Source organism: Ahrensia marina (assembly GCF_042140245.1).
Taxonomy (GTDB): Bacteria; Pseudomonadota; Alphaproteobacteria; order Rhizobiales; family MH13; genus MH13.
Window position 1 is genome coordinate 1,859,319 of the sequence record NZ_CP159483.1, and the last position, 25,237, is coordinate 1,884,555.

At 58.6% G+C, this 25,237-nt stretch carries 26 protein-coding genes; 13 read left to right on the forward strand and 13 right to left on the reverse strand.

From position 1 onward, the window contains the following. The first annotated feature begins 1 nt into the window (after position 1). The 5 genes from ABWH92_RS09120 (at position 2) to ABWH92_RS09140 (ending at position 3,608) form a co-directional block, all read left to right on the forward strand. Positions 2 to 1,372, forward strand: coding sequence for a BCD family MFS transporter (locus ABWH92_RS09120; protein ID WP_375574091.1), 1,371 nt, complete (start codon positions 2 to 4; stop codon positions 1,370 to 1,372). 3 nt (positions 1,373 to 1,375) lie between these two features. Further along, entirely contained in the window at positions 1,376 to 2,677 is a 1,302-nt protein-coding gene (locus ABWH92_RS09125) for a geranylgeranyl diphosphate reductase (RefSeq protein WP_375574092.1), read from the forward strand. Positions 2,678 to 2,688: 11 nt separating this feature from the next. Continuing rightward, entirely contained in the window at positions 2,689 to 2,973 is a 285-nt protein-coding gene (locus tag ABWH92_RS09130) for a hypothetical protein (RefSeq protein ID WP_375574093.1), read from the forward strand. Positions 2,974 to 3,103: 130 nt separating this feature from the next. After that, positions 3,104 to 3,286: a hypothetical protein gene (locus tag ABWH92_RS09135; protein WP_375574094.1), complete on the forward strand. Its 183-nt coding sequence runs from the start codon at positions 3,104 to 3,106 to the stop codon at positions 3,284 to 3,286. Then, entirely contained in the window at positions 3,279 to 3,608 is a 330-nt protein-coding gene (locus tag ABWH92_RS09140) for a NirD/YgiW/YdeI family stress tolerance protein (protein WP_375574095.1), read from the forward strand. The genes ABWH92_RS09135 and ABWH92_RS09140 overlap by 8 nt, the downstream gene beginning before the upstream one ends. A gap of 23 nt (positions 3,609 to 3,631) precedes the next feature. Here the strand turns inward: ABWH92_RS09140 and ABWH92_RS09145 are convergent, their stop codons facing one another. The 8 genes from ABWH92_RS09145 to ABWH92_RS09180 all read right to left on the reverse strand — a co-directional run bounded on the left by ABWH92_RS09145 (position 3,632) and on the right by ABWH92_RS09180 (position 11,522). Continuing rightward, the gene (locus ABWH92_RS09145) at positions 3,632 to 4,186 is read right to left on the reverse strand and encodes a hypothetical protein (protein ID WP_375574096.1); all 555 of its coding nucleotides are present in this window, start codon (positions 4,184 to 4,186) and stop codon (positions 3,632 to 3,634) included. Next, complete coding sequence (locus ABWH92_RS09150) at positions 4,176 to 5,009, reverse strand: YdcF family protein (RefSeq protein ID WP_375574097.1); 834 nt, start codon at positions 5,007 to 5,009, stop codon at positions 4,176 to 4,178. Before ABWH92_RS09150 ends, ABWH92_RS09145 begins: the two co-directional genes overlap by 11 nt. Before the next feature lie 11 nt (positions 5,010 to 5,020). After that, positions 5,021 to 6,367 carry a branched-chain amino acid ABC transporter permease gene (locus ABWH92_RS09155; RefSeq protein ID WP_375574098.1) on the reverse strand — a complete coding sequence of 449 codons (1,347 nt, stop codon included), beginning with the start codon at positions 6,365 to 6,367 and terminating at the stop codon, positions 5,021 to 5,023. Then, on the reverse strand, positions 6,364 to 7,377 hold the full coding sequence (locus ABWH92_RS09160) for a branched-chain amino acid ABC transporter permease (RefSeq protein ID WP_375574099.1): 1,014 nt from the start codon (positions 7,375 to 7,377) through the stop codon (positions 6,364 to 6,366). The genes ABWH92_RS09155 and ABWH92_RS09160 overlap by 4 nt, the downstream gene beginning before the upstream one ends. Continuing rightward, positions 7,374 to 8,087 carry an ABC transporter ATP-binding protein gene (locus ABWH92_RS09165; protein ID WP_375574100.1) on the reverse strand — a complete coding sequence of 238 codons (714 nt, stop codon included), beginning with the start codon at positions 8,085 to 8,087 and terminating at the stop codon, positions 7,374 to 7,376. Before ABWH92_RS09165 ends, ABWH92_RS09160 begins: the two co-directional genes overlap by 4 nt. Further along, entirely contained in the window at positions 8,084 to 8,896 is an 813-nt protein-coding gene (locus ABWH92_RS09170; protein WP_375574101.1) for an ABC transporter ATP-binding protein, read from the reverse strand. The genes ABWH92_RS09165 and ABWH92_RS09170 overlap by 4 nt, the downstream gene beginning before the upstream one ends. Before the next feature lie 113 nt (positions 8,897 to 9,009). Next, entirely contained in the window at positions 9,010 to 10,209 is a 1,200-nt protein-coding gene (locus ABWH92_RS09175) for an ABC transporter substrate-binding protein (RefSeq protein WP_375574102.1), read from the reverse strand. A 185-nt stretch (positions 10,210 to 10,394) separates the two neighbouring features. Beyond that, entirely contained in the window at positions 10,395 to 11,522 is a 1,128-nt protein-coding gene (locus ABWH92_RS09180; protein ID WP_375574103.1) for a serine hydrolase domain-containing protein, read from the reverse strand. A 136-nt stretch (positions 11,523 to 11,658) separates the two neighbouring features. On the opposite strand from ABWH92_RS09180, the gene ABWH92_RS09185 reads away from it, so the two are divergent. From ABWH92_RS09185 to ABWH92_RS09220, 8 genes are all read left to right on the forward strand, one after another. After that, complete coding sequence (locus ABWH92_RS09185) at positions 11,659 to 12,891, forward strand: amidase (protein ID WP_375574104.1); 1,233 nt, start codon at positions 11,659 to 11,661, stop codon at positions 12,889 to 12,891. Continuing rightward, positions 12,888 to 13,688: a cysteine hydrolase family protein gene (locus ABWH92_RS09190; RefSeq protein ID WP_375574105.1), complete on the forward strand. Its 801-nt coding sequence runs from the start codon at positions 12,888 to 12,890 to the stop codon at positions 13,686 to 13,688. Before ABWH92_RS09185 ends, ABWH92_RS09190 begins: the two co-directional genes overlap by 4 nt. Then, complete coding sequence (locus tag ABWH92_RS09195) at positions 13,685 to 14,125, forward strand: cupin domain-containing protein (protein ID WP_375574106.1); 441 nt, start codon at positions 13,685 to 13,687, stop codon at positions 14,123 to 14,125. Before ABWH92_RS09190 ends, ABWH92_RS09195 begins: the two co-directional genes overlap by 4 nt. Beyond that, a complete protein-coding gene (hpxZ, locus tag ABWH92_RS09200; protein WP_375574107.1) occupies positions 14,125 to 14,517 on the forward strand; it encodes an oxalurate catabolism protein HpxZ in 393 nt (130 codons plus the stop codon). The genes ABWH92_RS09195 and hpxZ overlap by 1 nt, the downstream gene beginning before the upstream one ends. Then, complete coding sequence (locus tag ABWH92_RS09205; RefSeq protein WP_375574108.1) at positions 14,514 to 15,878, forward strand: FAD-binding oxidoreductase; 1,365 nt, start codon at positions 14,514 to 14,516, stop codon at positions 15,876 to 15,878. Before hpxZ ends, ABWH92_RS09205 begins: the two co-directional genes overlap by 4 nt. Positions 15,879 to 16,085: 207 nt before the next feature. Continuing rightward, positions 16,086 to 17,105, forward strand: a complete 1,020-nt coding sequence (locus ABWH92_RS09210) for an ABC transporter substrate-binding protein (protein ID WP_375574109.1) — start codon at positions 16,086 to 16,088, stop codon at positions 17,103 to 17,105. 24 nt (positions 17,106 to 17,129) lie between these two features. Beyond that, entirely contained in the window at positions 17,130 to 17,927 is a 798-nt protein-coding gene (locus ABWH92_RS09215) for an ABC transporter ATP-binding protein (protein WP_375574110.1), read from the forward strand. Between the two features lie 59 nt (positions 17,928 to 17,986). Then, entirely contained in the window at positions 17,987 to 18,766 is a 780-nt protein-coding gene (locus ABWH92_RS09220) for an ABC transporter permease (RefSeq protein WP_375574224.1), read from the forward strand. A 19-nt stretch (positions 18,767 to 18,785) separates the two neighbouring features. Here ABWH92_RS09220 and ABWH92_RS09225 read toward each other — a convergent pair whose 3' ends face one another. The 5 genes from ABWH92_RS09225 to ABWH92_RS09245 form a co-directional block, all read right to left on the reverse strand. Continuing rightward, positions 18,786 to 19,844 (reverse strand): ABC transporter ATP-binding protein, encoded by a 1,059-nt coding sequence (locus ABWH92_RS09225; protein ID WP_375574111.1) that lies wholly within the window; start codon positions 19,842 to 19,844, stop codon positions 18,786 to 18,788. Between the two features lie 9 nt (positions 19,845 to 19,853). Then, positions 19,854 to 21,173 (reverse strand): amylo-alpha-1,6-glucosidase, encoded by a 1,320-nt coding sequence (locus ABWH92_RS09230; protein WP_375574112.1) that lies wholly within the window; start codon positions 21,171 to 21,173, stop codon positions 19,854 to 19,856. Between the two features lie 4 nt (positions 21,174 to 21,177). After that, positions 21,178 to 22,452: a carbohydrate ABC transporter permease gene (locus ABWH92_RS09235; RefSeq protein ID WP_375574113.1), complete on the reverse strand. Its 1,275-nt coding sequence runs from the start codon at positions 22,450 to 22,452 to the stop codon at positions 21,178 to 21,180. A gap of 3 nt (positions 22,453 to 22,455) precedes the next feature. Next, positions 22,456 to 23,703, reverse strand: a complete 1,248-nt coding sequence (locus ABWH92_RS09240) for a carbohydrate ABC transporter permease (protein ID WP_375574114.1) — start codon at positions 23,701 to 23,703, stop codon at positions 22,456 to 22,458. Between the two features lie 155 nt (positions 23,704 to 23,858). Continuing rightward, positions 23,859 to 25,208: an ABC transporter substrate-binding protein gene (locus ABWH92_RS09245; protein ID WP_375574115.1), complete on the reverse strand. Its 1,350-nt coding sequence runs from the start codon at positions 25,206 to 25,208 to the stop codon at positions 23,859 to 23,861. Positions 25,209 to 25,237 lie beyond the last annotated feature (29 nt).

The window sequence follows — 25,237 nt, forward strand, 5'->3', positions numbered from 1 at the left end:
TATGGCAGCCGCTGAACCCAAACCGCTGAGTTGGTTTGGCATTGTTCGTCTTGGCTTGGTGCAGACCGCGCTTGGCGCGATTGTCATTCTCACCACATCCACACTAAACCGCGTCATGGTGGTGGAGTTGATGCTGCCGGCCATGTTGCCGGGCATTTTGGTGGGTATCCACTACGCTGTTCAGCTGTCGCGACCGCGCTGGGGTTATGGATCGGATATGGGCGGGCGACGCACGCCCTGGATTATCGGCGGCATGGCGGTTCTGGCGCTTGGCGGCGTGGCGGCCGCTCTTTCCGTGGCCCTGATGGCATCCAACACTGTGCTTGGTATCATCGCTGCAACACTGTCCTTCATTGCCATCGGTGTTGGCGTTGGTGCATCGGGCACGTCCCTTTTGACGCTTCTTGCGGTGCGCGTTGTGCCGCAGCGCCGAGCTCCAGCGGCCACCATTGTGTGGGTGATGATGATTGTTGGTTTCATCCTCACCGCGGCCATTGCTGGTGGCCAGCTTGATCCCTTCTCCATGACACGCCTGGTGGTGGTGACGTCCGTCGTCTCCGGCCTCGCCTTCGCGCTCACCCTGGTTGCCGTTGTTGGCCTTGAAGGGCCGCCACAGCGTGTGACCGCTGGTGCTAGCGAGCCCGTCGACGAGGAAGCCAAGCCGCCTTTCCGCCAAGTGATTGCAGAGGTTTGGGCTGAGCCGAAGGCGCGCAACTTTTCTATTTTCGTGTTCGCCTCAATGCTTGCTTACTCCACGCAAGACCTTATTTTGGAGCCGTTTGCTGGTGCTATTTATGGTTACACACCGGGTGCCTCCACGCAGCTCGCGGGCACCCAGCATGGCGGGGTTTTGCTCGGCATGATCGTCGTTGCTTTGGCCGGTATGGGTTTTAAAGGTCGGCGTTTTGGTAGCCTGCAAGCGTGGACGGTGGGCGGTTGCATCGGCTCCGGTCTTGCTTTGTTTGCGCTGGCGATTTCAAGCCGTTTCCCCGATGTCTGGCCGCTTCAAGCCAATGTGTTTGCCCTTGGCCTTGCCAATGGCGCGTTTGCTGTTGCTGCCATCGGCTCAATGATGAGCTTGGCGTCAGAAGGTGGAAAGAACCGCGAGGGTGTGCGCATGGGGCTTTGGGGCGCGGCGCAGGCGATTGCCTTCGGTCTTGGTGGCTTGGTGGGCACCATGGGCATCGATATCACACGCGCGATCACCGGCTCTGTCGCGTTTTCTTACACCACCGTTTTCACCCTGGAGGGGATCGTGTTCTTGATTTCGGCGCTGCTCGCGGCGCGCATCGGGATGGATCATTTGGCCGAGAAACGAAATCGCCTGGCAGTTGCTGGCGATGGTTATCTTTCGGGCGTTGGAGGCCCTTAAGCCATGCAGACAGACACAGAGACACGCCTTTCCGAAGCACCAGCACCCCAGACAGGCTCGACCTTCGCCGAGCAATATGATGCTGTCGTGGTCGGCGGTGGACCATGCGGCGCGACCGCAGCCACCGAGCTTGCCCGTGATGGCTGGCGCGTGCTGTTGATGGACAAGGATGGTCGCATCAAGCCATGCGGTGGTGCGATCCCGCCGCGATGCGTGGAAGACTTTGATATCCCCGACTCTTTGCTGGTTGCGCGTATCAAGTCGGCCTTGATGGTCGCACCTTCAGGCCGCCAGGTGCCGATGCCCATTGAGGGCGGCTATGTGGGCATGGTGGACCGCGAGGACTTTGATGAATGGTTGCGCGAGCGTGCCGTCTTGGCGGGTGCTGACCGCGCCTATGGCACGTTTGATCACTTCTCTCGCAATGAGGATGGCACGGTTACTGTACATTTTCGTAGAAAGGGGGCTGAGCCGGATGCGCCGCTGGAAACGGTGCGCACACGCGGCCTGATCGGTGCCGATGGGGCTCGCTCTGCGGTGGCCAAACAGGCCGTAAAGAACGCTGATCGCGTGCCTTGCGTGTTTGCTTACCATGAGATCGTCAAAGCACCCGAGGTCAATGACAACGCTGCCGACTATGAGCCGACACGGTGCGATGTTTATTATCAGGGGCGCGTGTCACCGGACTTTTATGGCTGGGTCTTCCCACACGGCAAGCATGCGAGCATTGGCGTTGGTAGCGCCAACAAAGGTTTTTCACTGCGCGGTGCCACCAAGACGTTGCGTGAGATTTCAGGCCTTGATGGCGCTGAAACGGTGCGCCGTGAGGGCGCGCCGATCCCGCTGAAGCCGCTCAAGAAGTGGGATGATGGCAAGAACGTGCTCGTCGCTGGTGATGCCGCTGGTATTGTGGCCCCATCCTCCGGCGAGGGCATCTATTATGCCATGGAAGGCGGTCGCTTGGCTGGTCTGGCCACAGCCAAGTTCCTGGAAACCGGCGATGCACGCGCTCTCACTGGCGCACGCAAAGCCTTTATGAAAGATCATGGCCGCGTCTTCTGGATCTTGGGCATGATGCAGCATTTCTGGTACTCAAGCGACAAGCGCCGCGAGCGGTTCGTGTCAATCTGCGAGGATCCCGATGTGCAGCGGCTCACTTGGCAAGCCTATATGAACAAGAAGCTGGTCAAGGCTGACCCAATGGCCCATGTGCGCATCTTTTTCAAAGACTTGGCGCATCTGTTTGGTCTGGTCTCGCCGGGGCCGAAGGATGCTAACAAGGCTGAACCCAAGCCGCAGGCCTAAAAGCCCCTACTATGGCTGAGTTTCTGGAATCGGGCGCCTTGATTGACGCGATCCTGGTGCTTGTGGCGCTCGAAGCTCTTGCTTTCCTGGTGCTCTATAGGCGCGTGTCCACTGCGCCACGGCTTTTTGCCCCGCATCTTGCTGTTCTTTGGCCAACACTGCTTTCCGGCGCATTGTTGATGTTGGCCGTGCGCCTGGCCATCACTGATGCGCACCCGATGTGGGTGGCCAGCGTTCTGGCCGCCGCGGGTCTATCACATGTGGTGGACATAATGCTGCGGTTTCGCCGTCTATAAAGTCAAACACCCGGCGAACTGTCATCTTTTGTGGCTTTTTTGTGAATTCGTCTCGTTGCTTCTTGTACGGGCCGCCCGGGTTTCTACGTAGATTTCATTGCAACCACTTTATGGAGCTTTGAAACACTCGATGACAGACGTCCAGCCGACGGATAAAACGCAAAACACCGCTGACAGCACGCAGCACCAGCAACCCCAAACTCAAGATGTGATGAGTTTTCTGAAGAAGCCATTGAGTTTTACAGCTCCAACATGGGTCTTCGCATCAGCAGCCATCGTTGCTTTGGTTCTTCTGGGTATCGCGCTTGACTAGACTTGCGCTGATTGCTGCCACCTCGCTTTTGGCGAGCCCGGCGTTGGCTTATGAGCTGACGACGGTTGATCAGCTGCAACCCTATGAACCTGCAGCGCTTCAAGGCACGGTGGAGCGTGTGACCGACAGTGACACATTCGTGTTTGAGGACGCCACGGGGAGCATTCGCGTCTATATCGGTCCGCATCGCATGCCGGTTGGCGCTGGCGATGCCATCACCGTGAACGGGCGTTTGGATGATGACTTGCCCAGGGAGGTCTATGCAGACCAGCTGGTGTTGTCAGACGGCCAGGTGGTTGAGGTTGGCCGTCCTTACGAGTAGGCGCCATTATCGGTTTGGGCAGTTTAGTCCTCGCCCCAAGGTTTTACGGGCGGGGATTTGAATCCGGGCTTCAAGTCATCGAACAAGCTTAAAGTCTGATCGTCTTTGTTCGGCGCGCCATAGGCGTGCATCCAAGGTTTGGGTTCCGCCAGTGCGCCAGATGCCTCCCACCAAAAATAGCCAAGCGTGCCTTTGGCTGGGATCGGATCGCAAGGCATAGGATTTTCCAGCACCAAACCGTGATTGCCTGGCTGCGAGCTGAACCAGGGGCTGTCGGACTGCGAGACGATGTCCACCACATCCACGCTGCCGATGATCGCGCTGCGCGGCAGATCAGCGGGGCGAGGGCATGTCACGCCTGCCTCCAGGAATTTGTGCAGGCTCCAGCGGTATTCTTTTTCTGTAAGGCCCACGGCGGCATGGATCGCGATACGGCGACAATCCATTTTGCCTGCTCGGATGGATCCAAGGGACCGGTTTTCGATCACCTTGCCGCCATGGATGATTGCCCACGCAGACGGCTGGCGTACTGACAAAGCAATAGGCGGCAAATCCCAGTCTGGCGTGTCAGCAACCATCGGGCAGGAGCGCGTCGGTATGGCCGGCCCGTTGATAGGCGAGAAGGCCAACCCATTCGCGGATCGCGAGTTGAAGGTTGGAAAGATTGCCCGCATAAGCCCACCGTATCGTGTCCTGCCACCGTGCCCCTGGCACGGTGCGATGATCGGTGGGATCGGCGATAACGTGATCAATGCCTGCTGTGCAAAGAACGCCCATGGCGCGAGGCATATGGAAGGCGCTGGTGATCAAGAGCATCGGTGCATCGGTGGTTGGTGTTAAACCCTGGTCTTCCAGAAAGGCCGTTATATCAGCCGGGTGTTCGGCGGTTGTGCGGGCAATGGCGCCGATGTGCACGTGCTCGGGTGGAATGCCGGACGCTTGAAGCATCTCACCAACCCGTTCTGCATTGCCTTCAAGCAATGGATCATTGGTGGCGTTGAACGCGCCTCCGGTGAAAAGGACTGGAATGCCCGGAAACTCATGAGCACGACGAATGGCGTGCAGGATGCGGTCGCCTGCGCTGCTGACGTTGTGAGCGTCCCATGCCGCGCTGGTCCGGATGTCTTCGCCGCCGCCTAAAACAACGATGGCACTGGGCGTATCAGTTAGGTCGGGGTTGGTGGGGAACCTGCTCTCAAGGGGTGCCAGCCAAACATGGCCAACCGGCACAAAACCGACCAACGTAACGGCCACAACCAAAGAGACCAGTACCCAGGTGGCAAGTCTGCGCCAACCACGCCAAGAGGCCCAGAGCGCCGTTAGAAGACCGAGCCAGAGCCAGAAATCTGGCCGCAGCAGAACAGAAAGCAGTTTGGATGGCAGCAGGTCTAGATCGCTCATCCGGCTCCACTCTAACGTTCGGGTATCAAGCCTCGCGGTGCAAAGCGCAGCGCAAGCACCAGAATGAGGCCCATCAAAACTGGCCGTAAATGAGGCGCTGCTTGTGTCAGGTGACCGGCAAGCCAACTGCTCGGATCAAGCCCGCTGGAGAGCAGGTTGACCAGCGCGAAGCCAACGGCTTCGGACTGCACCCAGACGAACCAGATCAAAAACCCGCCGAGCACTGAGCCGAGATTGTTACCCGATCCACCGACCACAACCATGACCAGCACGAGGAAGGTGAAGCGCAGGGGTTGGTACGACCCTGGTGTGAACTGACCATCGACGGTCACCAGCATAGCGCCAGCGATGCCACAGATGGCCGAGCCAATCACAAAGGCTTGCAGATGGCGGCGTTTGACGTCCTTGCCCATGGCAGATGCGGCGTCGGGACGGTCGCGGATGGCGCGCATCATGCGGCCCCAGGGCGAGCGAAGGGCCCGTTCGGCCAGATGGACCAGCACCACCAGAACCAATGTGAAGAGCGCAATGAAAGCGAGCTTGACCACGATGCCGGCCAGCGCGTTGGGTTCCATACCCCAATTGGCGGCAAGTTCGATAAAAGCCGGGTCTGTTTGCAGATCGACTTCGTAAGGCACAGGGCGTGGAAGGCTGGTGACGTTTTTCACACCACGGGACAGCCAGTCCTCGTTTTTGATGAACGCCAGGATGATTTCAGCAATCCCCAGCGTTGCGATGGCCAGATAGTCAGAGCGCAGACCGATGGCGATTTTGCCGATAATCCAAGCCGCACCCGCCGCAAGAAGCCCGCCGAGCAACCACCCGAACAGGATGGAGATCCCCATTCCACCAAGATAGCCCGATTGGGCAGGGTTGACCGCCTCAATCGCCTCGGTGGCTGGGCCAAACGCCTGTCCAAACACAATGTACCCAGCCACCAAGCAAGCAATGGTAGCCAGGAAGCGCAGCAGGCCGTTCAGATAAGCCCGGACGAGCATGATGGCGGCAATGGTGGCGCAAATGATGAGGGCTGAAAGACCGATGCCCGCGCCGCCTGCAACCCAGGCTTCGGGCACAGGGTCAGCGGCGACCAGTACAGCGGCGAGACCACCAAGCGCGACAAAGCCCATGGTGCCCGCGTTGAAGAGGCCCGCATAGCCCCACTGCACGTTCACGCCCAATGTCATGATGGCGGAAATGATGCAGAGCTGAAGGATGGTAAGTGCAAGCAACCAGCTTTGCGCAAAGCCGGTGACGGCCAGCAATACCGCCATGATCGAGAAGAGCAGAATCGGGTTCTGCCAAAGTGTCGGCTGGTCGGCTGCAACGCGTGCCGGAGAGGTGCTGGAACCGCTCATACGATGCGCCCCCTAAAGATGCCGGTCGGTCGCACCAATAGCACGATCACCAGCAGGATGAAGGACACGGCGAATTTGTATTCGGTTTCGAGCAGCTGCATCAGGCCGTCCACCTCGAAGCCCTCTGGTCCAAGATACTCAAACACACGCCTGTAGGCATAGGTGACCGCAACCTCAGAGAAGGCGATCACGAACCCGCCGACCACGGCGCCGATGGGCTGGCCGATGCCACCCAGAATGGCGGCGGCAAACATCGGCAGAAGCAGTTGGAAGTAGGTGAAGGGCCGGAAACCTTTGTCCAGGCCGTAAAGCACGCCCGCAATGGTGGCCAAAGCGGCTGCCAGCATCCAGGTGACCATGACCACCTTTTCCGGCTTGATGCCTGACAGAAGGGCTAGATCCTCATTGTCAGAAAAGGCGCGCATCGACTTGCCGGTGCGGGTTTTTTGCAGGAACCAGAACAGCGATGCCATCACCGCAACGGCCACCACGATGGTGATCACCTGTGTGGTGCGCAGTGCCAAGCCTTCATCCAGACCGGTCATCTCGCGAAACTCGCGGGCGCGGATGATGAAGCGCGAGCCATCAGCAAAGTTGATGTCCCCGGTGCCAATAAAGATACGCACCAGGCCGTTCATCATGAACATGACGCCCACGGACACCATAACGAAGATGACAGCATCCACGCGTTTGTCGCGGTAGAATTTGTAGATCACCTTGTCGGTGGCGAGCACCATGGCAATGGTGCCGAGGATTGCTAGCGGCAGCGCCAGCAGGGCAACCGGCAGTGGCCCCAGCGACCAACCCAGTGACTGCATGCCCCAGGTGAGGAAGATGGCGAGCATGGTGCCGAAGGCCATTGTGTCGCCATGGGCAAAGTTGGCGAAGCGCAAAATAGCGTAGATCAGCGTGATGCCGAGCGCACCCAGCGCAAGCTGCGCGCCATAGGTGATGGCCGGGATCAACACGAAATTGGAAAGCAGCACCAAGGCGTTGGCGACATCGATCATGATTGGTCTCCGCCCAGGAATGTCGCGCGTACTTCTTTGTCGGCCAAAAGGGCCGCGCCTGTGTCGGTGAAGCGGTTTTGCCCTTGAACAAGCACATAGCCGGTGTCGGCAATTTCCAGCGCTTGGCGTGCGTTCTGCTCCACCATCAAAATGGCCACACCGGTTTTGGCGATCTCCAGAATGCGGTCGAACAGCTCATCCATAACGATGGGCGAGACGCCAGCCGTTGGCTCATCGAGGATCAGCAAGGTCGGCTCGGTCATCATTGCGCGACCGACAGCCACTTGTTGGCGCTGGCCACCTGAGAGCTCGCCCGCGTGCTGGTAGCGTTTCTCAAACACGGCGGGGAAGAGTTCATAGACCTTGTCGATCACACCTGCTCCGCCATCCTCGCGCAGGAAGGCGCCCATTTGCAGGTTCTCTTCCACCGTCATGCCGGGGAAGACATTGTTGGTTTGTGGCACCATGCCCATGCCGGCTTCCACGCGTGCCTGTGGTGGCAAGCCGTTGATGGTTTCGCCGTCAAAGGTCACTTCACCTTCGCGCAGACCCATCATCCCAAAAATGGCTTTGATGGCTGTGGACTTGCCTGCCCCATTGGGGCCGACGATCACAGCCACCTCACCGCGATCGCAGGTGATGGTGCAATCTTGCAGAATGTCGGCTTTGCCATAGCCGCCGCGCATATTGTTGGCTTGCAGGAGCGTCATGGTGTGGCTCCTTGGGCGGATGGAGCCGTGTCTTCGTGTTTGGCGGCTTGTTTGCGGCCAACGCCAAGATAGGCCTCAATCACGCGCTCATCCTTGCGCACCACATCTGCTGGTCCTTCAACCAGCACCTTGCCCTCGGCCATCACGATCACTGGATCGCAGAGGCGGGAGATAAACGCCATGTCGTGTTCAATCATGCAGAAGGTGTAACCGCGCTCTTTGTTGAGGCGGATGATCGCGTCACCGATGGTGTTGAGCAGCGTGCGGTTCACACCTGCGCCAACCTCATCAAGAAAAACGATTTTGGCATCCACCATCATGGTGCGGCCAAGTTCGAGCAGCTTTTTCTGACCGCCAGACAGGTTGCCAGCGCGCTCATCGACAAGATGGGTGAGGCCCAGAAAATCAAGGACCTCGTCAACGCGGTCACTGATTTCTTTTTCGGATTTGCGCACCGCAGACGGTCTAAACCAGGCGCTGATAAGGGACTCGCCGGGCTGGCTTGGTGGCACCATCATCAGATTGTCGCGCACCGTGAGCGTTGAAAACTCATGGGCGATCTGGAAGGTGCGCAGCAGGCCTTTGTGAAACAGCTCGTGGGCGGGAAGGCCGGTGATGTCCTCGCCGTCCAGCTCAACCTTGCCTGATGTTGGAGGGAACGCGCCGGCGATGACGTTGAACAGAGTTGTTTTGCCAGCCCCATTGGGGCCGATCAGACCGGTGATGGTTCCGGTCTTGATTTCGATGGAAGCACCATCAACAGCGTGCACACCGCCAAAATGCTTGTGCAGATCCGTGACGCGGATCATGAATGCCCCCAATACACTCAAACTCTCCCCAACTTGACTGGGTACTCAATAGAAGTATGGCCGCCCCGGCAAGGAGCGGCCATACATCAAGATGTGCAAAAAAGCAGCAGCGCTTAACGCGTGCGCACAGTGTCGAGTGAACCGTCGATCAGTTCGAACTCGTTGAACACACCATCAGGCTCGCCAACATCGCTGAACTCAACGCCTGTGGCGCCGACATAGTCGATTTCGCCGCCAGCAGCGAGGATTTCCAGGCCGCGGGCAAGTTCACCGGCTTGAATCTGTTCGCCAGGTGCGTTGGCAACAGCCAACATGTTGGCAGCAGCAGCTTCTGACGTGGCTTCACCACCGGCCTGCATGGCCAGCAGGATCAGCGCAGCAGCGTCATAGCTCTGACCAACGAACGGACCTTCATGGTTGACGCCAGCGGCGTCAGCCACTGCTGGCCATGGGTTGTCGTCACCAACAGCCGAGCCTGGAACGGTTCCGTACCAGCTTTCCAGATCTGCGCCGAGATTGTCGACAAGCGATGTACCGAACATGCCGTCGCCACCAACAAAGGTGTCGAATGCGCCGGTGTCGATGGACGAGCGGATCACACCCAAACCACCTTGGTCGACATAGCCGAGCACGACCAGAGCGTCGCCACCAGCAGCAGCCAGTGCGCCAACTTCAGCAGAGTAGTCGCCACGGCCATCTTCGTGCGGAGCCGAAAGGGTGACGGTGCCGCCCATGCCTTCAAATGCGGAAACGAAGGCGTCGGCAAAGCCTTGGCCATAGTCGTTGTTGGTGAAAGTGACGGCCACTTCATCAATGCCGCGATCCATCACCACTTCAGCAAGCACGATGCCCTGACGTGCGTCAGATGGTGCTGTGCGGAAGAAAAGACCATTGTCTTCGATATCGGTGAGTGCGGGAGATGTGGCCGATGGCGAAATGTTAACGATGCCCTGCGGGACGGTCGCGTTGTTGATGATGGCTGTCGTTACGCCGGAGCAGTCAGCGCCCATAATGGCAGCGACGCCCTCAGCAGAGATCAAGCGCTCAGCAGCAGCTGTCGCGGCGGCAGCGTCGATGCAGGTTGAGTCAGCGCGGACCGAGGACACGGTGGTGCCGCCCAGGAAATTGCCGGAGTCGCTGATTTCGCTCATGGCCAGTTCAGCGCCATCGGCCATGTCTGGCGTCAGCGATTCAATCGGTCCGGAGAAGCCGAGGATGATGCCAAGCTTAACTTCATCATCCATGGCCAAGACAGCCGACGATGCAGTGATGAGAGCTGCGGTGCTGAGTCCGGCTAGGAGAACTTTTTTCATACTGTTTTTCCCTGTGAAGAGGATAATGCGGTGTGTTTGTCCGCTTTTTTCTTGCTTCTGCTCATCTGCCTGGCCGCTTCTGATGTGGTCTGGCGGATGCGCGTACTTTTTCTTAGTTCAAGTCGCCAAAGCCGCGCAACCGTTGATTTTTCGGCGTGGTTTACGTGCAAAGACGGTAAAAACGCCTACTGGTTGAAGTGCCAGTCAGCTGCCAGGTCAAGAAGGTCACCGTCGGAGAGCTGGTTTCCGTTGACCAAGTAGGTGAGGACGAGGTCGTGCTCTGGGTAGTAGCGAAGGTCCGCTTCGAAACCATTATAGCCGCCCGCATGGCCGTAGAAGATGCCGAAATCATCTTCATCAATGCCAACGCCGAGGCCATAGTACGGCTCCAGTGCTGAAGGTGCGATCATGTCATCACGGCTGGCAAACGAGATGATGCGCTGGCTGGCAAAAAGGGCTCGGGCGAAGGCTTCCAAGTCGCCAACCGTGGTGATCACTGGGCCATCGCCAAGAACGCTGTTCCAGCCGAGCGCGCTGACGTCTTCGCCATCCACATCATAGCCGTGCGCGAATTGCGTGCCAGGATCGGGTGGGGCGCCGACCGTTGTTGCCTTCATATCTGCGCGCCGGAAGACCCATCGCTGAAGCGATTGGGCAAGCGATCCGTCCAATGTCTCAAGAATGTGTCCGAGGATCACATAGTTGGAGTTAGTGTACTCGAACCGCTCGCCTGGTGGGATCGCGGGCGCGTCGTAGGCGTAGGCGAGAGCGTCTGCAGCGCCCCAGCGAGTAGTGGGTGCTGCGAACGATGCATCCAAGAAATCATTGGTGAGATATTCTGGCAGACCGCTACTGTGGTTGAGCAATTGCTCAATGATGACCGTGCCTGCCCGGTCCAGCTGATCGGCGCCAGTTAGCGTTGTTAGAAAGCCGTCAATTGGATCATCCAGGGCGATCCGGCCTTCATCTACGGCGGTAAGGATCGCGGCCGCCACGATCATCTTGCCTGTCGAGGCAGCGTAGAAGCGCGTGTCCGGGGTGACCTGGGTCTGAGTCTCTCTGTTGGAAACGCCTGCGGTCACGATCCAGCGCACATCGGGTGTCGAGATCAAGAGCGCGCCGCCAGCGATCTCTTCCTCATCGAGCCAGTTCGAAAACAGTGCCTGAAGCTCTGTTTCATCAGCCGACTGCGCCAGAGCCCTGTTGGTCATCCAGGTCAGTGCGACAATACCTAACCAGCAGGAGAGCATGGCGACTATGGATGCGCAGGCGATGCGTTCTGCCAAAGCAGTGAGACGTGATGTGGTGGTCATGAGGTTTCGTGTGATGTGGAGGGATCGATGTTAGGTTCAACGTAGAGCATGACCGTCTCCTCGACGAGGCCCGATATTGGCGGTCCTTTGGCATTTGGCATCGCTCTTGCTGCACTGAGCCCAACAGAGAGTTTGTATGATCACCTTTTCCCAACCCCAAACAACGATGCCTGATCCGCTTGATGCTTTCATGGCGCACGCGCCCTACGCGCTGGATGGCTATGCGTTTACGCCTGTGGATGGCCCGCTGGCTGGGCATTCTTTGGGTGTTAAAGACCTGTTCGATGTTGCCGGTTTGAAGACTGGAGCCGGGTCGCCTGTTTGGCTGGACAGCACATTGAATGCTGATGCCCATGCGCCAGCCGTCGCCGCGTTGCTGCAAGCCGGTGCACGCTTTGTGGGCAAAACGCTGACCGATGAACTGGCATGGAGCCTGAACGGCGAGAACGCCCATTATGGTACGCCGATCAACCCTGCGGCGTCTGGCCGTATTCCTGGAGGGTCATCGGCTGGGTCCGCTGCGGCTGTTGCGGGTGATTTGGTTGAGATCGCTTTGGGGTCCGACACGGGCGGTTCGGTTCGCTTGCCGGCGAGCTATTGCGGCATTTGGGGTCTGCGCCCGACGCATGGGCGCATTGATCTTCGCGGCGCGGTGCCTCTGGCGCCGAGCTTCGACACGGTTGGCTGGTTTTCCAAATCGTCGGAGTTGATGGTCAAAACTGGCGCTGTACTGATGACCGACGGCGGGGTTGGCGCCGCGCCAGATCGGCTGCTGCTGGCTGAGGACATGTTTGCGCGTGTCGATGACAGTTTGCGCGATGCGCTGCTGGCTAAAGCTATGCTCGTTGCCGAGCGATTGGACCTGACGCTTGAAACCATCACGCTGGCACCTGATGACGGTGATCTGGGTGACCTTGAGGCTTGGCGTCTTGTCTTCCGGGTCTGCCAATCTGCTGAAGCCTGGCAGGTGCACGGTGCCTGGGTGGAGGCCGAGCAACCTGAGCTTGGTCCGGGCATCAAAGATCGCTTTGCCTATGCCAAGGGGCTTGATGCTGGTGAGGTTGCACAGGCGCAGGGCAAGCGCGAGGACATCGCGGCCTATCTGGCGGGGACGCTCCTGCCTGGAACGCTCTTGTTGGTGCCTGGTGCGGCTGGCATTGCGCCATTGCGTGGTCTGGAAGGCCCGGTTCTGGACGACATCCGCAATCGTGCGCTTGAAATCCTTTCCCCTTCTGGCCTCGGGCGCTTGCCGCAGCTTGCCGTGCCAGCGCTTTCTACCCCGGACGGTCCACTCGGTTTGGGCATCGTCGGATGGTCAGGTGCTGATGAGGTGCTGCTCGGCCTTGGTCTCGATCTGGAGGGTCTATGAGCCGGTTCGATCATCTGACGCCGCTTGGGCCCAATGCGCGCAACCGCTGGAAGGTGGGCGAGGGGGCTGCCGATCTTGTGCGCACGCACGCGCCGCCGAGACCGGCGGAGATAGAGGCCAACCCCAAACCAGTGCGGGTCGATCTGGCGCGTAGCGCGCTGATCGTTATCGATATGCAGAACGATTTTTGCCACGCTGATGGTTGGCTTGCGGGCATCGGGGTGGACGTCATGGGGGCGGGTTCAGCAATCAAACCGCTGCAAGCCGTGCTCCCCGCAGCGCGGATGGCAGGTATGCCTGTTGTTTGGGTGAACTGGGGCAATCGGCAGGACCTTGCCAACATCTCGCCGGCCTTACGGCATGTCTATGATGGTGCGGGAGCGGGCGGCGGTTTGGGAGATGCGATTGGTCCGCGCAAAGCACCGGTGCTTGAAAAGGATAGTTGGGGGGCGGCCATTGTTGACGAGTTGGAGCCCGAGCCCAGCGACATCTTTGTCGACAAGTGCCGCATGTCCGGCTTTTGGGATACGCCGCTCGACAGCATCTTGCGGAACCTGAAAGTCGATACGCTGTTCTTCGGGGGTGTGAACGCTGATCAATGCGTTCTGCATACGCTCGCGGACGCCAGCTTCCTTGGCTACGACACGCTGCTTTTTGAAGACGCCAGTGCCACCACCAATCCAGATTTCTGCATGCAAGCCACGCTGCACAATGCGCGGCAGATTTTCGGTTTCACCCTGACATCAGACGCTTTCGTTTCCGCCATAGAAACGAAACGTGAAGGAGAACACGCATGACCCCCCAGGTTGTCGCCAAGGCGCCCGCTGACCTTAAAGCCTATAAAATCAGCCCGAACGACACGAACTATTTTGCCTGCCTTGCCGACCCGGTGGCTGAGGGTGTCCCGTTCACTTTCATCGTGGAGATCTATGAGAAGGGTGGTGCCACTCCACCCAACACGCACAGCATTGCGCACGAGTTTTTCTTCATTCTGGAAGGCACTGGCAAAGGCTATTGCGATGGGGTTGAGGTTGATCTTGCGCCAGGTTCCTCGCTGCTCATCCCGCCGGGCAAAGAGCATGTTGTTGAGAATACCGGAGAGGGAAAACTCTACGCGCTCTGCGCCATGGTGCCGAACGAAGAGTTCGCTGAACTCATCCATTCTGGCCAAGAGGTGCCACTAACGGATGACGACTTGGCAGTGATCTCGCGGCGTGTGCCGGTTGCCGCCTGATGGTCATCAATGACCCCCAGATATTGGCTGAGGTTGAGTTTGTTTTTGCGCGCTACGAAGCTGCTTTGATCAGCAACGACGTGACGGTTCTTGATGAATTGTTTTGGGGTTCTGCGCACACCATTCGCTATGGCCCAGCCGAAAGCCTTTATGGGCAAGATGAGATTTTGGCGTTTCGCAAGGCGCGCCCGTCGGCTGGATTGGATCGCATGCTTCGCCGAACGGTGATCACCACGTTTGGCAATGATCATGCGACCGCGAACACTGAGTTCATCCGCGAGGGAACGACCAAGATCGGACGGCAATCGCAGACCTGGGTGCGGATGTTGGAAGGCTGGAGAGTGGTGGCCGCCCACGTATCTCTGCGTGAGCGAACTGAGGATGATGCATGAGCCTGGCCTATGATCTTGATCGGCAAAGATATGACCTCTCGGCCTTTCGTAAGGCGGTCTCGGGCATCAAGCTGTTTGATGATGCAGTTACGCTGAAGCGGCGCAGCCGCGACTACTACTGGTTCAGCCCCATCGCCAAAGCGGCGCTTGATGGCAAGCAGGCTGATCTTGTTGCGGTGCCGCACAGCATTGACGAGGTGATGGCGATTGCTTCGGCGGCCGCCCGGTTGCGTATCCCAGTTACAGTCCGTGGCCTTGGAACTGGCACCTATGGGCAAGCGGTTCCGCTTTATGGCGGGGTGGTGCTCGACTTTTCCGAGATGACGGCGATCATGCAGGTCGGCCCTGATGGGTTCACTGCCGAGTCCGGGGCCAAGGTGCATGATGTGGAGCTGGCCGCGCGCGCCCAAGGGTTGGAGCTGCGCATGCACCCCTCAACCAAGAAAATGGCAACCATAGGCGGCTATTTCTGTGGAGGCTCCGGTGGCATCGGCTCGGTCACCTGGGGTGGGCTGCGCGAGGAGGGCAATCTGCACGGCGCCACCGTTGTGACGCTTGACGAAGAGCCGAAGTTGATCACGCTTACCGGTCTCGACACGGGTCTGGTGAACCGCACTTTTGGGTCTACCGGTATCGTGTTTGATGTGTCTGCGCCGCTTGAACCAACACGGCCCTGGCAGGACGTTGTGGCAAGCTTTGCTGACTTCGATGAGGCGTTGGCGTTTGCTCACGATGTGGCAGCTGATGATAGCATCGCCAAGCGGCTGGTCTCCTTTCATGTTGCGAGCTGCGCGCACTATCTGCGACCTCTGATCCCGGGCTTAGAGGCTGGGCATTGCGCGGTGCTGATGATGATCGATCAGCGGGACCTGGAAAAACTCGATCAGAGCTCGATCATCCTGTCGGAAGCAAGCGATGAGCGTGAGGCTGACCCCAAAAGGCTGCCAATCTATGAGATGGCCTGGGGCCACACCACGCTGCACGCGTTGAAAGAGAACCGGAACCTCTCTTACTTGCAAACGCTCTTTCCGCCGGGGCGCATCATTGAAACCGCGACGCAGATGCATCACGCGCTGGGCGATGAGTTGCCGTTGCACATGGAGTTCATCCGGTACGAAGGTGAGCTGGCCGCTAATGGCGCTCAGCTTTGGCCGTACACGTCGCCGGAGCGATTGGCGCAGATCATCGCCATGCATGAAGATGCGGGCATTCCGGTAGCAAACCCGCATGTGTTCACCGTGGAGGATGGCTCACGGCACAAGCGCGTGCCCGGTGATCAGTTGGCGTTCAAGGCCAAAGTGGATCCGCACGGTCTGCTCAACCCCGGCAAAATGCCGAGCTATGTGCCAGTCATGCCGTGACGGTGTGCATAACGTCTGCCTAATTTATTGGCAAAGCAGCGTGCAATAGGAATGAATGTTGGGCATGATGCAAAAATGTGCAGGAGTCGCGCTTTCTGCTGCTTGCCGCCCTTTCACCTGCCCATTACCGCTGAGTCAGTCGGCGCAGCAGATCATCTTGCGCCCCGGACCATTTGGTCCGCTTTGTTTGGTTGAGGAGAGACACCAATGGATCGCAAATCAATGAGCCGCGCTGTTTTGGCCGCCACGCTAAGCGTTGGCATGGGCGCAACATCTGCCGCCGCCACTGACATTCGCTTTATGATGGATTGGGCCTGGCAGGGACCGCAGGCTTTCGCTCTGATGGCGCGCAACTCCGGCTGCTTTGAAGAAGGCGGCGTGAACATTTCCATGGACCGTGGTTTCGGGTCAGGTCGCGTGCCGGTGGAGCTTGCCGGCGGCAACTATGATATGGGCCTGGCCGACATCAACCCGACCATTAAGTTCCGTGCTGAAAACCCCGACAGCGATTTGATCGCCGTTGCCGTGCTGTTTGCCGGTTCTCCGCTGGTGGCCGTTGTGGCTGCTGACAGCGACATCACCGAACCTGCTGATTTTGAGGGCACAACGCTTGCCGCGCCTGATTTTGATGCGGGCCGCCAGCTCTTCCCCATTTTTGCTGCCGCTACAGGAATTGATGATTCCACCGTTGAGTGGATTTCTGTGAGCCCAGAGCTGCGCGAGCCGATGCTGGTGCGGGGCGAGGCCGATGGCATCACCGGCTTTATTACCTCCTCAACGATCTCGCTTGATCGCCTGGGCATGGGCACCGATGAGCAACGGGTGTTCCGCTACAAGGATTTCGACGTGGAGCTCTATTCCACCTCTATCCTTACCAGCCGTGCTTTCGCCGAAGAAAACCCAGAGGCTGTCAGTACTGTTGTGGCGTGCATGATCAATGGCGTGCAGATGGCCATGGCCGATCCTGAGGCTGCCATGGAGGCGCTCTTGGACCACGAGCCGCTGACTGATCCAGAGGTTGAGCTGCGTCGTTGGCGGATCACCATGGAAGAGATGATCACCACGCCTGCAGTGGTGGAAAGCGGCATTTCGACCATCGATCCGGACTATTTCCAACGCTCCATCGCCTCGGTTGAGGATGCCTATGGTCTGCCTAATGTGCTGAGCGTGGATGACATCTTCAGCGATGCCTATCTGCCGCCCGCTGAAGAGCGTATGCTGCCTTAACAGCCAAAGCCTGGAGGCGATTTCATGGGGACTGGATTTGTCGATATCGACAATGTGGCTCTGCGTTACGGTGGTGAAGCCACCGGCACGCTTGCCCTGTCGGGGATGAACCTATCGGTTGGCAAAGGCGAATTCATCGCCGTCGTCGGGCCTTCCGGTTGTGGCAAGTCCACCCTCATGAAAGCTATGTCAGGCCTTTGGCCTGTGACGTCCGGCGGCGTTTCTGTCGCCGGGCAAACTGTGTCTGGCCCGCTTTCTATGGTGGGCATGGCCTTTCAGGCGGCAACGCTTCTGCCGTGGCGCACCACGCTTGATAACGTAATGCTGCCGCTGGAAATCACCCAGCCTTATCGCTCAGAGTTTATGCAGAAGAAGAGCCAGTTCCGCGACAAAGCGCGGGCGCTTTTGAAGCTTGTGGGCCTTGAAGGGTTTGACGAAAAATATCCCTGGCAGCTTTCCGGTGGCATGCAGCAGCGCGTCTCGCTCTGCCGGGCGCTGATCCACGAGCCAGCCCTGTTGATGCTGGATGAGCCGTTTGCGGCGCTCGATATGTTCACCCGTGAAGAGTTGTGGGGTGTGCTGCAAGAGGTTTGGATGACCAAAAATCCAACGGTCATTCTGGTGACGCACGATCTGCGTGAGGCGGTTTATCTCGCCGACAAAGTGTATGTGATGAGTTCGCGCCCTGGCCGCATCATCCATGAGCGCGATATCGAATTCGCCCGTCCGCGTGATCTCGATATCACTTTCCGCCCGGACTTTGGCGACATCGCGCACGATCTGCGCGATCATATCTACACCGCGCGACAGGATGCTGCGTAATGGCTGATACAACTGCTCCACAAACGGCCGCGAGTGATACGCAAGCGGCCGGCTTTCAAATGTCGCAGAAGACCCTTGAGCGGATCATGCCTTGGGCCGTGGTGATTGGTCTCTTCCTGTTTTGGGAGTTGGCGGTCCGGGTTTTTGATTTCCCAGAATTCATTCTGCCTGCGCCCTCAGTGATCTTTGAGGCCATGTGGCAGTGGCGCGTTCCTATCCTGGAGAACGCCGCGCAGACTGCGATGACAACTGTGGTTGGCTTTGCGATTGCTATCGTCTTTGGCCTTGTCACCGGGATCATCATCGGGTCGTCGAGCCTCATCTATAATGGCTTTTATCCCGTGCTGATCGGCTTCAACTCGATCCCCAAAGTGGCCGTGGTGCCCATCCTGGTGATCTGGTTTGGCATCGGCACGGTGCCCGCCATCATCACCGCGTTTCTTATCTCGTTTTTCCCGATCCTGGTGAACGTTGCGACCGGCATCGCGACTGTGGAGCCGGAGCTGAAGGATGTATTGCGCGCGCTTGGGGCGTCGAAACGCGACATCATCGTGAAGGTCGGTATTCCGCGTTCGTTGCCCTACTTCTTCGCGTCTTTGAAGATTGCCATCACCGTCGCGTTCGTTGGCTCGATCATTGCCGAGACTGTCGCTTCCAACAAAGGAATCGGCCATTTGATGATCGTGGCCAGCTCGCGCTTTGAGGTGCCGCTTGTGTTCGCCGGATTGCTCGTGACCGCCATTATGGGCGTCATCATGTATGTGATCGCGATCGCGGTGGAGAAGCGGATGACCGGTTGGTCTGTGCGCGAGATGGATGGGCCAGCTGCGGGCAGCTAACGCTTAAGGGCCAGCCAGATCACCGGATTGCTTGGCCGTTCTCGTCGAAGAAGCAGACAAAGTCTTTTTCGAAGATCAGCGCGACATCATCGCCGACCTTCACCGTTTCGGTGCCCGCTACACGCACGATCAATGTGTCGTGCCCTTCTGGTGTGACATAGAGATAGGTGTCGGCGCCAAGATACTCCACGACGTCGACGCGCCCCTTCATGTGAGCGTAGGACGGATCGCCAAGCTGAACATGTTCGGGGCGAATGCCGAGCTTCACCGCTTTGCGGCCTGTTGCGTGATAGGGGAAGCTGCCGGTGCCATGACCCTCAATCTTGAAGTTTTCCGCCACCGTTGAGCATGGGATGATGTTCATTTTCGGTGAGCCGATGAACTGCGCAACGAACAGATTGGCTGGGTGCTCGTAAAGCTCGCGCGGTGAACCGACCTGCTCGATCTGGCCAGCCGATAACACGACGATCTTGTCGGCCAGCGTCATGGCCTCGACCTGATCATGGGTCACGTAGATCATGGTCGAGCCGAGATTTTGGTGCAGCTTGGCGATCTCAAAGCGCATCTCGACGCGCAGGGCGGCATCAAGGTTCGACAGTGGCTCATCGAACAGAAAGGCGCTGGGCTCACGCACGATGGCGCGCCCGATGGCAACGCGCTGACGCTGCCCGCCTGAGAGTGCTTTGGGGCGCCGGTCGAGATAATCATCGAGTTTGAGGATGCCTGCCGCGTAATCGACTTTCTCTTGGATTTCTGATTTCGGCTTGCCCGCGGTTTTGAGGCCAAAGCCGACATTCTCGCGCACCGACATGTGTGGGTAGAGCGCGTAGGACTGGAACACCATCGCTAGGCCACGTTGGGACGGAGGCGCCGAGACAACGCTGTTGCCATCGATCAGGATGTCGCCACGCGAAGCTTCTTCCAGGCCGGAAATGATGCGCAAAAGCGTGGATTTCCCACAGCCAGAGGGGCCGACAAAGACCACGAACTCCCCATCTTCGATCTTGAGGTCCACGCCCTTGATGACCTGAAGCTCGTCGAACCATTTCTCAACGGATTTGAGTTCAATCGCGCCCATTGGAACCCTCTACTCTTTTATCTGTGGAGCCCAGGGAGCCCCTTGTGCGGCGTATTGCAGCCATGTGGCCGCGGTCCAGGAGAACGCGCCGCCACCTGCTGGTGAGCCGTCATTGCAATCGAAGTACTCGGCAAAGCCGTAACCGGAGAGCAGCGCACGGGTATCCTCCCAGACCTGATGGCCTTCGGCCTCATAGCCCTGCTCGTTGAGACCCCTGCCGATCATCATGTTCATGAAGGCCCAGACTGGGCCGCGCCAATAGCGGATGGAATCAAAGTTCGGCTGATCGGGGTCATGGCTGGCAACGCCAAATCCGGTCTTCGCGCGGATGCGCCGGAAGTGGCCGATCATCGCTGCGCGTTGATCGTTACTGCCGACACCGGCGAAGAAGCAGAGCATGGCCGCGTTCGACACGCCCCCGCCATGCTTGGAGGTGCGCAGATCGAGCGCCGCAAAGGTTTCTTGGCTTGCATCCCACAGGCGATTGACGCCGGTTTCTGCGCGGGCAATCCATTCTTCGATGACGGGTACATCGTCGATCTTATTGAGAAACTTGGCCATGCGCAGAAGTGCCCGGTCGGCGGCGAGCAAGATGAACGTCGTTCCGGGATCGGCCACAAAAAACGGGTTGCGCTGGCCGATGTCGCGCGCGTTCCAGCCAAGCGAACGGCCAAACTCCACAAGCGCGATGTAACGGTCATATTCCTCTTTGGTGGGCCGCATTTTTGCATCGACATGTTTCAGATCACGCCGTTCATAGGGCGCCACATTGGACCCATCGACGGCTTTCAGAGCTTCGTCCCAATCTGGTGAGTTGTCGCGGCCCGACTCCCAAGGATGCGTGATCGCAACAATGCCGAGAGCGCCAGGATCGCGATAGTCGTGCCACCAACGGTGCCAGCGCATTAGCGCATCGAACACCCGTGCCGCCCGCGCCTGGCCAAGTGCGCCATTGTCGCGGGCTAAGAGTTCCTCAGCACAAAAGGCAGCCACGGGAGGCTGCGAATGCCCTGATGTTGGCACTGGACGCCCTGTGTCCCAAACATTAGGGCCAGGGAAATAGGTTGGCGCTTCCTTGTGGAAGACGATGTGCGGGATCATGCCGTCGGGCCACTGATGGGCAACGAGGGTTTCGATCTCGGCCCAAGCGCGATCTAGATCGAAAGCGGCAAAGCCCATTGCGACAATCGCGGAGTCCCAGTTCCACTGATAGGGATAGAGACCTGCTGTCGGAACGGTGTAACCGCCACGGTCGTTGCCGGTAATGATGGCCTGCGCCTCGCGCGAGAGGGTGGCATCATCCACGTGGAGTTTTTCTGCTGCGCCCATGTAATCAGCCTTTCACGCTGCCAGCTGTCAGACCGGCGACCAGGAAGCGCTCCAGCCACAGGAAAACGACCAGCACCGGCACGGTGGCCACCACGGCACCTGCCATCAAATGCTGGCGCGGCACTTCGGACGAGTTGAGAGAGACCACGCCGCGGGAGAGCGTGAAGATCGATGGATCATCGAGGAACATGAAGGCGAACAGGAACTCGTTCCACGCAATCATGAAGACATAAAGCGAGACCGAGGCGAGGGCGGGCAGAGCGAGCGGCAGCGTGATTTTAATGATCACACCAAAGCGCGTTAGTCCGTCCATTAAGCCTGCTTCTTCAAGCTCTGCCGGGATGCCCTCGAAGTAGCCCTTCAACATGTAAAGCGCGACCGGCACCGTTGTTGCCGGATAGACGATCAGCAGGCCAAGCAGCGAGTTACGTAGGCCAAGCTGGGAGAACACAGCGTAGAGCGGGATCACCAAAACAATCGCTGGCACCATGTAGATCAGCAGGATCGAGCGGGCGAAGGCGTGCTGACCTTTGAACCGGAGGCGCGCGACGGCATAGGCGCCTGGGATGGAGAAGAGCAGTGTCAGGATCACCGTCGCGGTGGAAACGATGAACGAGACCAGAAGATAGCGGCCAAAGTTGAACTGGGTGAAGAGCTCGTAATAGCTGGAGAAAAGACTGCTGAAGCCTTGTGATAGATCAATGGAGAGGTCCAGCGGATTGGCGAGCAGTTCGGCCTGATTTTTCAGGCTGGTCATCACCATCACGTAAAAGGGTAGGGCGACCATGACCGTGAAAATGACAAAGCCCAGGCCTTTCATCGTGCGGATGAAAGCCGCTTCGGCCATGTAGCGTGACACTTGGCCGGACGGCAGGTCGCCGGTCATCAGTGTTGTGCCGATTACGGTCAGCATGCCCAAGACCGCCAGCGCGATGCCTTGCCAGACAGCGATGGCATCCATGGGCAAGCCGAAAGGCATGGCGAACGTCGCCAACAGATGCACGATAAGGAACAGGATGAAGGCAATGGCGCGCGAGCGCTTTGTGGCGCGGGCGGCTGGATCGAGCGCGCCGATGTAACCACCAGCCACCAAACCGGCCAAGGCGGCAGCGCCCGCCGGTGGCGACGCGAAAGCACCGGTGATAAGGCCGAGCGTCACGCCGACCACAATCATAACAACGAAGCCAGCCAAAGCGCCGATGACCGCACTGATGAGGGTGCCAGTGCCAAAGGCAAAACCTGATTGGCTGGGAGCAGGGGACGTGTCTGCAATTGCCATGGCCTACGCCCCTCCTTCTTTGGGTGAGAATTTGAAGAAGGCGAGTGCAAACGCCAGAAGCACGAAAAAGACGACCACGGCCACGGCAGCACCGGCGCCAAGATTGGAAAGGGCAAAGCCCTGCTCATAAACCTGAACGGTCAGCGTGCGCGTTCCTGCGGCACCGCCTGTCAGCAGGAAGATGTCGTCGAACTTGTTGAAGGTCCAAATGAACCGCAGCAGGAAGAGCACCGAGAGGATGCCAACCAGTTGCGGCAGAGACAGATACCAGAACTGTTGCAGGGGCGTTGCACCATCCATCTCGGCGGCTTCATACATTTCTGAGGACACCGATTGCATCGCCGCCAGGATGAACAAGAAGGAGAGCGGGAAGTATCGCCAGGCTTCAAAGGCAATCACGGTGGAGAGCGCGACGGGGAACCCGAACGTCAGCCCAAAAATGGTGATGTCCACTTCTCGCGTGCCGAAGAAATTGATTGGCGCGCCTATCAGCCCCATCTCGACCAGCATCGCGTTGATGGTGCCCGAAAACGGATCAAGCAGAATGAGCCAGGTGAAGGCCACCGCGATGACCGGTGCGACATAGGGGAAGAGAAACAGTCCGCGCAGGATGCCGCGCCCTTTAAAAGCGGTGTTCATTAACTGGGCGGCAAACAGGCCAACGATCAGAGCACCTGCGGTGGAGAACACCGTGTAGTAGATCGTGACGCGCAAAACGCTCCAAAACTCTGAGCTGTCAAAGATGCGCTCGAAGTTCTCCCACGTGAAATCCAGGCTGGTGAGCACGTTGACGCCTGAGCCCGTAACCGCTGGGTCGGTGGCGCGAACATCAGAGGGTTGATCGAGAAAGGCTTGGTTGACGTCGGCTTGCAAGCGGAAGCGTTCGCGAAAGCCACCTTCCAGATCGCCGAGTGAGCAGGAGAGTTCACGGCCGGTGAGGATGCAACGTTCATCAAGGCTGGTAACTGTGAGGCCGGCAGGGATGGTGTCGGTGAAGGCTGCCTCGCGCACCGGCTGATTGGGTGAGGAATTGCGAATGCGATATTCCAGCTCCACCTCATCGCCAACCGCTTCGGCATCGCCTCGCAAGCGCTCCGTCACCAATGCGGTGGGCGCACGTAGATCGGCCAGCTCGACCGGTTTGACGGAGATCCAGAAATTGGCAAGCAGCGGTCCTAGGACGACCAAAACCACGATCAGCGCGGTTGGCAGCAGCATGCCAAAGGCAAGCTTGGCCTCGCGCTTGCGCATCGGACCTGAGCCTTTGGGCGGGCCTAAGGAGGAGGAGTCAGCAATCGACACGGCGTTTACCCGATAGAGACAACGGACACAGGAGAAAGCGCCAGAAGGGGGAGGGCGGCACTGCCCAAACGAGCAGTGCCGCATCTAGCATGTAACGAGCAGCCTTATTCGACGGCGGCTGCCAGCTCTTCATTGATGATCGCAACTGTGGCCGCAGCGTCGCGCTCGCCATCAATGAACTCGCGCACATAGCGGTTGATGATTTGCGAGTTGATGATCTGCGATGCGACCGAAAGCTGGCCTTCTTCCACACCCCAGCGTGCGGCGGTTTCAAGGCCAGCGACGATGCTGCCAATCACCTCTTCAGGATAGAGGTCAGACAGCGGTGCGCGGCGATCGACGCCCACATCCAGCATCGACCAACCATCAACATACTCGGTTGGATTGTCCTCAGTGCCGCGGCGGACAGGGAATTTGCCCTCCGGTGCAATGGAAAGCGTCGACATATAGCCTTCGCTCATCGAGTACTCAACGAATGCCTGCGCCACATCGAGGTTGGCGCCAGAGGTGATGCCAAGATAACGGATGTCCGCCCAGGCGGCTCCATCGGGGTTCGACGGACCAGAGATGGTGGTCACAACACCGGTATTGGAAGCCAGCTCGCGCGACGTTGGATCATCATTGACTGTCGGCGGGGCGCTGTCGCGCAGACCGGCCAGCTCATCAAGAATGAACGGTGACCAGATAATCATCGCGGCTTGACCAGCGAAGTAGAGCTCGCGCGATTGCTGCCAGAAGAGATCGCCTGGAGGCGAGGCTTCGGCGATCGCTTTGTAAAACTCCAGCACTTCGATGGTTGCGTCTTCGTCAAGCTCATCGAACCCATCATCGTCGACAGGGGAGACGCCATTGGCCAGGAATACATGCTCCAGCACCTGGCTCATAAAGTTTTCATCGATCTTGGTCGCCGCGACAAAGCCGAACACTTCCGGTGGATTGTGAAGCGCTTCAACGGCGGCCAAGATGTTGGCGTAGGAGTTTGGGGCTTCCAGACCAGCCGCTTCAAACAGATCGGTGCGGTAGACAACCATCTGTGTCCAACCGTCCACTGGCACTGCGGCGTAAAGATCATCGTCGATCTCAGCCATCTCAAGCGCACCTGGTGCGAACGTGTCGTCGCCCAGATCATCGATGATGTCGGTCGCGGCATCCGGGTCGAGGATGCCAGCCTCTGCCCAAGGCAGAACATATTGAAGGGTATGATAGATCACGTCCGGCAGATCGCCCGCGGCGAAAGCGGCGGTCGCGCGTGTGCCCAGATCGGACTCGGTGACTGGGATCACGTCAACATCATGGCCCGTCGCAGCGGTGAAATCGGCGGCCATTTGTTCCTGGATCGCGAGGCGTTCAGGTTGCTCTTCGGTTGTCCAGAAGCGGATCGTTTCTGCACTTGCAGCCGACGCCAAAAACGTACCAGCCAAAAGCGCGCTAACGGTAAGGGTTGTTGTTTTCATTGCTGTCTCCCTAGAACTGGAAGCGCTTT

Excerpts from the sequence above, each read along its gene's own strand:
- ABWH92_RS09120 (WP_375574091.1), top strand. The coding sequence starts at position 2 with ATGGCAGCCGCTGAACCCAAACCGCTGAGTTGGTTTGGCATTGTTCGT.
- ABWH92_RS09125 (WP_375574092.1), top strand. The coding sequence starts at position 1,376 with ATGCAGACAGACACAGAGACACGCCTTTCCGAAGCACCAGCACCCCAG.
- ABWH92_RS09130 (WP_375574093.1), top strand. The coding sequence starts at position 2,689 with ATGGCTGAGTTTCTGGAATCGGGCGCCTTGATTGACGCGATCCTGGTG.
- ABWH92_RS09135 (WP_375574094.1), top strand. The coding sequence starts at position 3,104 with ATGACAGACGTCCAGCCGACGGATAAAACGCAAAACACCGCTGACAGC.
- ABWH92_RS09145 (WP_375574096.1), bottom strand. The coding sequence starts at position 4,186 with ATGGTTGCTGACACGCCAGACTGGGATTTGCCGCCTATTGCTTTGTCA.
- ABWH92_RS09150 (WP_375574097.1), bottom strand. The coding sequence starts at position 5,009 with ATGAGCGATCTAGACCTGCTGCCATCCAAACTGCTTTCTGTTCTGCTG.
- ABWH92_RS09155 (WP_375574098.1), bottom strand. The coding sequence starts at position 6,367 with ATGAGCGGTTCCAGCACCTCTCCGGCACGCGTTGCAGCCGACCAGCCG.
- ABWH92_RS09160 (WP_375574099.1), bottom strand. The coding sequence starts at position 7,377 with ATGATCGATGTCGCCAACGCCTTGGTGCTGCTTTCCAATTTCGTGTTG.
- ABWH92_RS09165 (WP_375574100.1), bottom strand. The coding sequence starts at position 8,087 with ATGACGCTCCTGCAAGCCAACAATATGCGCGGCGGCTATGGCAAAGCC.
- ABWH92_RS09170 (WP_375574101.1), bottom strand. The coding sequence starts at position 8,896 with ATGATCCGCGTCACGGATCTGCACAAGCATTTTGGCGGTGTGCACGCT.
- ABWH92_RS09175 (WP_375574102.1), bottom strand. The coding sequence starts at position 10,209 with ATGAAAAAAGTTCTCCTAGCCGGACTCAGCACCGCAGCTCTCATCACT.
- ABWH92_RS09180 (WP_375574103.1), bottom strand. The coding sequence starts at position 11,522 with ATGACCACCACATCACGTCTCACTGCTTTGGCAGAACGCATCGCCTGC.
- ABWH92_RS09185 (WP_375574104.1), top strand. The coding sequence starts at position 11,659 with ATGATCACCTTTTCCCAACCCCAAACAACGATGCCTGATCCGCTTGAT.
- ABWH92_RS09190 (WP_375574105.1), top strand. The coding sequence starts at position 12,888 with ATGAGCCGGTTCGATCATCTGACGCCGCTTGGGCCCAATGCGCGCAAC.
- ABWH92_RS09195 (WP_375574106.1), top strand. The coding sequence starts at position 13,685 with ATGACCCCCCAGGTTGTCGCCAAGGCGCCCGCTGACCTTAAAGCCTAT.
- hpxZ (WP_375574107.1), top strand. The coding sequence starts at position 14,125 with ATGGTCATCAATGACCCCCAGATATTGGCTGAGGTTGAGTTTGTTTTT.
- ABWH92_RS09205 (WP_375574108.1), top strand. The coding sequence starts at position 14,514 with ATGAGCCTGGCCTATGATCTTGATCGGCAAAGATATGACCTCTCGGCC.
- ABWH92_RS09210 (WP_375574109.1), top strand. The coding sequence starts at position 16,086 with ATGGATCGCAAATCAATGAGCCGCGCTGTTTTGGCCGCCACGCTAAGC.
- ABWH92_RS09215 (WP_375574110.1), top strand. The coding sequence starts at position 17,130 with ATGGGGACTGGATTTGTCGATATCGACAATGTGGCTCTGCGTTACGGT.
- ABWH92_RS09220 (WP_375574224.1), top strand. The coding sequence starts at position 17,987 with ATGTCGCAGAAGACCCTTGAGCGGATCATGCCTTGGGCCGTGGTGATT.
- ABWH92_RS09225 (WP_375574111.1), bottom strand. The coding sequence starts at position 19,844 with ATGGGCGCGATTGAACTCAAATCCGTTGAGAAATGGTTCGACGAGCTT.
- ABWH92_RS09230 (WP_375574112.1), bottom strand. The coding sequence starts at position 21,173 with ATGGGCGCAGCAGAAAAACTCCACGTGGATGATGCCACCCTCTCGCGC.
- ABWH92_RS09235 (WP_375574113.1), bottom strand. The coding sequence starts at position 22,452 with ATGGCAATTGCAGACACGTCCCCTGCTCCCAGCCAATCAGGTTTTGCC.
- ABWH92_RS09240 (WP_375574114.1), bottom strand. The coding sequence starts at position 23,703 with ATGCGCAAGCGCGAGGCCAAGCTTGCCTTTGGCATGCTGCTGCCAACC.
- ABWH92_RS09245 (WP_375574115.1), bottom strand. The coding sequence starts at position 25,208 with ATGAAAACAACAACCCTTACCGTTAGCGCGCTTTTGGCTGGTACGTTT.